Origin of the sequence: Mesorhizobium sp. M5C.F.Ca.IN.020.32.2.1, from assembly GCF_004023105.1 — a bacterium.
Lineage (GTDB): Bacteria > Pseudomonadota > Alphaproteobacteria > Rhizobiales > Rhizobiaceae > Mesorhizobium > Mesorhizobium wenxiniae.
Genome location: NZ_RZSX01000268.1, coordinates 1 through 7,188 on the forward strand (window position 1 = coordinate 1; position 7,188 = coordinate 7,188).

Here is a 7,188-nt window from a genome sequence, read left to right on the forward strand (position 1 = left end):
GTAAAGGAGCGGCTCCAGGCAAAATAGTCTCGCGCGCCGGCAATGGTCCGCGCGGCAGGGAAGGATCGACCGGCACGATATACGGGAACTGCGCCGGCGGCACATGGGGCAGCGTGCCGAGCGGCAGGCGGTAGCCGACCGGTGAATCTCCCGGCACCAGGAACAGCTTGCCGCGCCGCGTCTTCCACTTCTCCGAACGCCAGCGCGGTCCGGACGCTTGGCTGTTCCAGCGCTGGACAGGCAGCACATAGCCCGATGGCTTGGTCAGGCCGCGTTCGAACACCCGCGCCATGCGGCTGCGCTCCTCGGGGTCGTCCAGCTTCGAATTGGACGGATCGACATTTTCCGGCAGCTTGCCTTCCTTGAGCAGCCACTCGGCCGGGTCCTCATAGGCTTCGCTGACCATGGTCTTGTCGATGCCGAGTTCATCGGCAATCGCCGTCAGCAGGCCTTCAGCCTGCTTCGGTCCGACAACTGCTTCGCTGTTTTCCCGTGCGATCAGCGATGGATCACTCCACACCGGCTCGCCGTCGGCGCGCCAGTACAGCGAGAAGGTCCAGCGCGGCAGGCTTTCGCCCGGATACCACTTGCCCTGCCCGTAGTGCAGGAAGCCACCGGGCGCGAAACGCTCACGCAGCCGGCGGATCAGCGCATCGGCTTTTTCGCGTTTTGTCGGGCCGACGGCAGCGGTGTTCCACTCCTCCGCCTCGAAATCGTCGATCGACACGAAGGTCGGCTCGCCACCCATGGTCAGCCGCACATCCCCGGCCTCGAGCGCGGCATCGACCTGGTTGCCCAACGCGTCAAGCGCCTGCCAGCTTTCGTCGGAGAACGGCTTGGTGATGCGTGGATGCTCGGCGATGCGGTCGACCCGCATGTCGAAGCCGAACTCGACATTGGCGAAGCTGGCCATGCCGGAAATAGGCGCGGCGTTGCGGAAATGCGGCGTCGCGGCGAGCGGCACATGGCTTTCGCCGGTGAGCAGTCCGGAGGTCGGGTCGAAGCCGATCCAGCCGGCGCCTGGCAGATAGACTTCGCACCATGCATGAAGATCGGTGAAGTCGACGGCGGTGCCGGGCGGCCCGTCAAGCGCGACGAGGTCGGGTTTCAGCTGGATCAGATAGCCGGAGACGAAGCGCGCGGCGATGCCGAGGTTCCTCAGGATCTGCACCAGCAGCCAGCTCGTGTCGCGGCACGAGCCTTTCTTGGCGGCCAGCGTTTCCTCGGGTGAGAAGACGCCGGTTTCCATGCGCACGATATAGGCGATCTCGCGTTGCAGGCGCGCATTGAGGTCGACGACGAAATTGACGGTGTTGGTAGGACTGCGATCGATGGTCTGCAGGAACGCCGACAGCAGCGGCCCGGCCGGCTCCGGCGTCCGGTAGATGGCAAGATCGTCGCTGATCTCTTCCGGATACTCGAAGGGAAACGTTTCGGCAGACGGCTCGACGAAGAAATCGAATGGGTTATAAACCGTCATGTCGGCAACGAGGTCGACCTCGATCTTCAGCTCCGTCACAGGTTCCGGAAACACGAAACGCGCAAGGAAATTGCCGTAGGGGTCCTGCTGCAGATTGACGAAATGGTTCGCCGGCCCGACCTTCAAGGAATGGCTGAGCACCTTGGTGCGGGAATGCGGCGCCGGCTGCAGCCTGATAACCTGCGGGCCGAGAATGACCGGCCGGTCATATTTGTAATGGGTCAGGTGGTAGACGGCTGCCAGAATTGCCATGGGGCCCCGAAAGTCGGCGTTTCAAACGAATTCGCCGAACCCTGACACAAATGCTGGCCATTCTCCAAGCAGAGATGTTGCGGTGCACCTAATTTAAGCAGCTATTGAACGCAACTCCGCTTAATACGACTGGTCACCGCTGGCCTCCAGCATCTGCGATTGGCGAAGGCCTCGGGTCTTCGTCGTCCTGGGGCGGAGCAAGGAGACCCCAGCATCCATGCCGTGACGCTAACCGAAGAATGCAGCAGTGCAGCACGAACCACTGTCGTGACCCTGCCCTGAAAGATCCTGCACCGCAGCGGCGCCTCGACTCACGGCATGGATCGGGTCAAGCCCGGGGTCAAGCCCAGGGATGACGAAGCGAAGGGCATGGCCGTTTAGAAAAACGCCTGCAATCCGGTCTGTGCCCGTCCGAGGATCAGCGCATGCACGTCATGCGTGCCCTCATAGGTGTTGACGGTTTCGAGGTTCTGCGCGTGGCGCATGACATGGTAGCCGATCTGGATGCCGTTGCCGCCATGCATGTCGCGGGCCTGGCGGGCAATGTCGAGCGCCTTGCCGCAATTGTTGCGCTTGACGATCGAGATCATCTCCGGCGCCATTTTGCCTTCGTCCATCAGCCGCCCGACCCGTAAGCTGCCCTGCAGGCCGAGCGCGATCTCGGTCTGCATGTCGGCGAGCTTCTTCTGGAAAAGCTGCGTGCCGGCCAGCGGCTTACCGAACTGCCTGCGGTCGAGGCCGTATTGGCGGGCCCGGTGCCAGCAATCTTCCGCCGCGCCCATCGCACCCCAGGAGATGCCGTAGCGCGCCCGGTTGAGGCAGCCGAACGGACCCTTCAGGCCTGAGACATTGGGCAGCAGCGCATCTTCGCCGACCTCGACGCCTTCCATCACCACTTCGCCGGTAATCGATGCGCGAAGCGACAGCTTGCCGCCGATCTTCGGCGCCGAGAGGCCTGTCATGCCCTTTTCCAGCACGAAGCCGCGAATCTCGTTGTCATGCGCGGCCGATTTCGCCCAGACGACAAACACATCGGCGATTGGCGCGTTGGAAATCCACATTTTCGAGCCGGAGACCTTGTAGCCGTTCGCCGTCTTCTCGGCTCGCGTCTTCATGCCGCCCGGGTCGGAACCGGCATCCGGCTCGGTCAGGCCGAAGCAGCCGATCCACTCGCCGCTGGCGAGCTTCGGCAGGTATTTCTTGCGCTGCGCCTCCGAGCCATAGGCGTGGATCGGATACATCACCAGCGACGACTGCACGCTCATCATCGATCGATAGCCCGAGTCGATGCGCTCGACTTCCCGCGCCACCAGCCCATAGGTGACGTAGTTGGCGCCGAGTCCGCCATATTCTTCCGGAATGGTTATGCCGAGCAGCCCGGCCTCGCCCATCTCGCGAAATATCCCGGCATCGGTCTTTTCCTCGAGATAGGCTTCCTCGATCCGAGGGGCGAGCTTGTCGGCGGCGAATGCCGCGGCGCCATCACGCACCATCCGCTCGTCTTCCGAAAGCTGGTCCTCGATCAGGAAAGGATCATTCCAGACGAATGCGTTTTTGTCGGCTGCCATGGCCTCGGTCTCCAAATGCGGGGATGCCCGGGCTTATCGGCTTCCAGTTCGAAAAAATCAAACGAAATTGCTTCACCGATCAATGAACGTTAGTAATGGATCATGAAGGTTCAGCGCCGCCTTTTGCCTGGTATCAGCGCCCTTGCCGCCTTCGAGGCGGTGGCCCGGCTGGGCAGCTTTACCGCCGCCGCGCAGGAACTCGATTTGACCCAGGGCGCCGTCAGCCGGCAGATCAGGCTGCTGGAAGACCAGTTCGGCCGGCGGCTGTTCGAACGCGACAGCCGCAATGTCAGGCTGTCAGCGGCAGGCGAGATCTATGCCGAAGCGGTGCGCGCCGCGCTGGGTCAATTGCGCGACGCAGCCCTTGGATTGATGAGCAATCGGCATAGTGGCATCTTGAACCTCGCCATCCTGCCGACCTTCGGCACACGCTGGCTGATGCCGCTCATCCCGGATTTCGTCGAAAACAACCCGGACATTACCATCAATTTCGTCACCCGCATCGGCCGCTTCGACTTCGCTCGCGAAAGGCTCGACGCCGCCATCCATTTCGGCTTGCCCGACTGGCCGGACGCCGACTCGACGCTGCTGGTCCGCGAAGAGGTGGCGCCTGTCGTGTCGCCCGAATTTCTGGCCGGCCGCGCCATTGCCACACCCGCCGATATCGGTCGCCTGCCGCTGCTGCATATGGCGACACGGCCCGGCGCATGGACCGAGTGGTTCGAGCATCAGGGTTTGAGCGCGCCGACCGGGCCGGGCATGCAGTTCGAGCAATTCGGCACCGCCGCCCAGGCCTGCATGGCCGGGCTCGGCGTAGCGCTGCTGCCGCAGGTCCTTATCTCAGGCGAATTGCAGCGCGGCCAACTCGTGCCGGCGCCGGGCCGGCCGATGCAAAGCCGCAGCGCCTATTACCTGGTTGTGCCGCACGACAAGCGCGGCCATCCGCCGGTCGCCAGCTTTCGCGACTGGCTGCTCAGTCGCGTACCAGTGGTAGGGTGATTACTTCCGCTTCAACGCATCGGCCAATGCGGCGCCAAACGTGCCTTGCTGCGCGGACCGCTCCGGCTGACGCTGCGGCGCCGGCGCGCGCGGCACCGGTCTGTTGCCATTGTCGCGCGGCTTCGGTGTACCGCCGTCACCATCCCGACGCATCGAAAGGCCGATGCGCTTGCGCTTGATATCGACCTCGACGACACGCACCTTGACCACGTCGCCGGCTTTCACCACCTCATGCGCGTCCTTGACGAAACGGTCGGCCAGTTGCGAGACATGCACCAAGCCGTCCTGATGCACGCCGATATCGATGAAAGCGCCGAACGCCGCGACATTGGTGACAGTGCCTTCCAGCAGCATGCCGGGCTTCAAATCCTTGATGTCGTCGACACCGTCGGCAAAGGTCGCGGTCTTGAAGCCGGGGCGCGGATCGCGGCCGGGCTTTTCCAGTTCCGCCAGGATATCACGCACTGTCGGCAGGCCGAACCGCTCATCGACGAAGACCCGCGGATCGAGCGCCTTGAGAGCGGCACTGTCGCCCATCAGCGAGCGGACGTCGCGTCCGCAGGCGGCGACGATCTTTTTCGCCACGCCATAGGCCTCCGGATGCACGGCCGAGGCATCGAGCGGTTCGGTGCCGTTGGGAATGCGCAGGAAGCCGGCGCATTGCTCGAAGGCCCGCGGTCCGAGCCGCGCCACCTTCAACAGGTCACGACGGCTGGCGAAGGGGCCGGCGGCATCACGGTGAGCGATGATGGCCTCGGCCAGCGATGTGCCAAGACCCGACACCCGCGCCAGAAGCGGCGCCGAGGCGGTGTTGAGGTCGACGCCCACGGCATTGACAGCGTCCTCGACCACCGCTTCCAGGGAGCGGCCGAGCCGGTACTGGTCGACATCGTGCTGATACTGGCCGACGCCTATCGACTTTGGCTCAATCTTGACCAGTTCGGCGAGCGGATCCTGCAGCCGCCGCGCGATCGACACCGCGCCGCGCAGCGACACGTCGAGGCCGGGAAATTCCGCCGCCGCCGTTGCCGAGGCGGAATAGACCGAGGCACCCGCCTCGCTGACGATCACCTTGAGCGGCTTCGGCCCGGACTCGGCAGGCATATCGGACAGCATGTCGGCCACCAGCCTTTCCGTCTCGCGGCTGCCGGTGCCGTTGCCGATGGAAATCAGCTCGACCTTGTGCAGGCGGACGAGCTTTGCGAGTTCGGCTTGCGTGCCGCGCACATCATTCCTTGGCGGAAATGGATAGACCGTCGTCGTCGCCAACAGCTTACCTGTGCCGTCCACCACCGCCACCTTGATGCCGGTGCGGATGCCGGGATCGAGGCCCATGGTGGCGCGCGAGCCGGCCGGGGCAGCGAGCAGCAAATCCTTCAGATTGCGGGCGAAGACATGGATCGCCTCCTCCTCGGCCCGCTCGCGCAGATCTCGCATCAAATCGAGCGTCAGGTGCAGCGACAGCTTTATGCGCCAGGTCCAGCCGGCCACCTCCATCAGCCAGCGATCGCCCGGCAAATGGCGGCCGATGGCGTAGGCGTCGGCAATCATCCGTTCGACCGGCTTCACCGGTGACGCGTCGTCGGCATCGATCTCGATGTCGAGGGACAGCACCTCTTCGTTGCGGCCGCGCAGCATCGCCAGCGCGCGATGGCTCGGCACGTTGGCCCATCGCTCGACATGGTCGAAATAGTCGGAGAACTTCGCGCCGGCCTCCTGCTTGCCGTCGACGACGCGTGACCGCATGAAGGAGCGTTCCTTCATGTAGGTCCGCAGTTTGCCGACAAGATCGGCATTCTCGGCGAACTGCTCGGACAGGATATCGCGCGTGCCCTCGAGCGCCGCCTTGGCGTCGGCCACCTCTTCGCCGATGTAGGCCAGCGCCAGTTCGGCGGGCACCGCCGCGCGGTCGGCAAGGATGGCCTCGGCCAGCGGTCCGAGCCCGCGCTCGCGGGCGATCTCGGCCTTGGTCCGGCGCTTCGGCTTGTAGGGCAGATAAATATCTTCGAGTTCCGCCTTGGTGGCGGCCGCTGCGATCTTGGCCTCAAGCTCTTCGGTCAGCTTGCCCTGGTCGCGGATCGAACCAAGGATGGTGTCGCGGCGCGCATCGAGTTCGCGCAGATAGGCGAGCCGCTCGGCAAGCAGGCGCAGCTGCGTGTCGTCCAGACCGCCAGTGACCTCCTTACGGTAGCGCGCCACGAACGGCACCGTCGCGCCTTCGTCCAGCAGGCCGATCGCCGCGGCGGCCTGTTCGGGCCGGGCAGCGATCTCGGCTGCTATGATGGCTGCGATGCGCTTGATGTCGGATGCCATGTCGTTCCTGCTGTCTTGTCGAAAAGAGCGGCGACCATAAGCGCAGAGCGTCGCTCCGCCAACCGCGGCGTTTTCAACCGCGCAATAGGTCCACAGGAAAGCTGCGATGGCGCTCGGCCTGGATAGAGTCAGACCATCCGGCTCAGCGCTTCGAAGAAGGCGACCATATCGACATCGAGCGGCTCGTCGACCGGCTCCGGCTGCGACGACATCTTTGCGATGACGACCTCGGCCTTCGGATTGACATAGAGCCACTGGCCGTGGATGCCGATGCCGCAGAAAGCGCCGCTTGCCGCGCCCGTCTGGTACCATTTGTTGCGGTAGCGGCCTTGCGGAAAGAGGAACGCCATCGTGCCACGCTGCCAGGCCTCGCTGTCTCCGCCTGTGCTGACAGTGTCGCGCACCCAGGCTTCCGGCACGATGCGGCGGCCATTGGCCGTGCCGCCTTGCCGCATCATCTCGCCGACCTGCGCCAGATCGCGCGGCGTGACTGAAATGCCGCCGGCCGTGCGGGCGGTGCCCTCGCTGTCTACCGTCACCGACGCTTCGCTCGTTGCACCGAGCGGCAGCCACAAT

5 protein-coding genes are annotated in these 7,188 nt (G+C 64.4%); 1 reads left to right on the forward strand and 4 read right to left on the reverse strand.

What is annotated here, in order from left to right; translation table 11 throughout:
• Both EOA86_RS15345 and EOA86_RS15350 read right to left on the reverse strand, forming a co-directional pair.
• Positions 1-1,732 (reverse strand): transglutaminase family protein (locus EOA86_RS15345; RefSeq protein WP_164891764.1); only part of this gene is annotated, 1,732 nt, incomplete at its 3' end.
• A gap of 377 nt (positions 1,733-2,109) precedes the next feature.
• The gene (locus tag EOA86_RS15350; RefSeq protein ID WP_127209951.1) at positions 2,110-3,300 is read right to left on the reverse strand and encodes an acyl-CoA dehydrogenase; all 1,191 of its coding nucleotides are present in this window, start codon (positions 3,298-3,300) and stop codon (positions 2,110-2,112) included.
• 102 nt (positions 3,301-3,402) lie between these two features.
• Between EOA86_RS15350 and EOA86_RS15355 the strand changes: the two genes are divergently transcribed.
• Positions 3,403-4,299: a LysR family transcriptional regulator gene (locus tag EOA86_RS15355; RefSeq protein ID WP_128342396.1), complete on the forward strand. Its 897-nt coding sequence runs from the start codon at positions 3,403-3,405 to the stop codon at positions 4,297-4,299.
• On the opposite strand, the gene EOA86_RS15360 is transcribed toward EOA86_RS15355, so the two are convergent.
• Both EOA86_RS15360 and EOA86_RS15365 read right to left on the reverse strand, forming a co-directional pair.
• A complete protein-coding gene (locus EOA86_RS15360; protein ID WP_128342398.1) occupies positions 4,300-6,612 on the reverse strand; it encodes a Tex family protein in 2,313 nt (770 codons plus the stop codon).
• Positions 6,613-6,740: 128 nt separating this feature from the next.
• On the reverse strand, positions 6,741-7,188 hold a 448-nt coding region (locus tag EOA86_RS15365), incomplete at its 5' end, for a serine hydrolase (protein WP_164891765.1).

What these genes read in the sequence shown, in the direction of transcription:
- EOA86_RS15350 (WP_127209951.1), bottom strand. Translation starts at nt 3,300, where the DNA reads ATGGCAGCCGACAAAAACGCATTCGTCTGGAATGATCCTTTCCTGATC.
- EOA86_RS15360 (WP_128342398.1), bottom strand. Translation starts at nt 6,612, where the DNA reads ATGGCATCCGACATCAAGCGCATCGCAGCCATCATAGCAGCCGAGATC.
- EOA86_RS15355 (WP_128342396.1), top strand. Translation starts at nt 3,403, where the DNA reads ATGAAGGTTCAGCGCCGCCTTTTGCCTGGTATCAGCGCCCTTGCCGCC.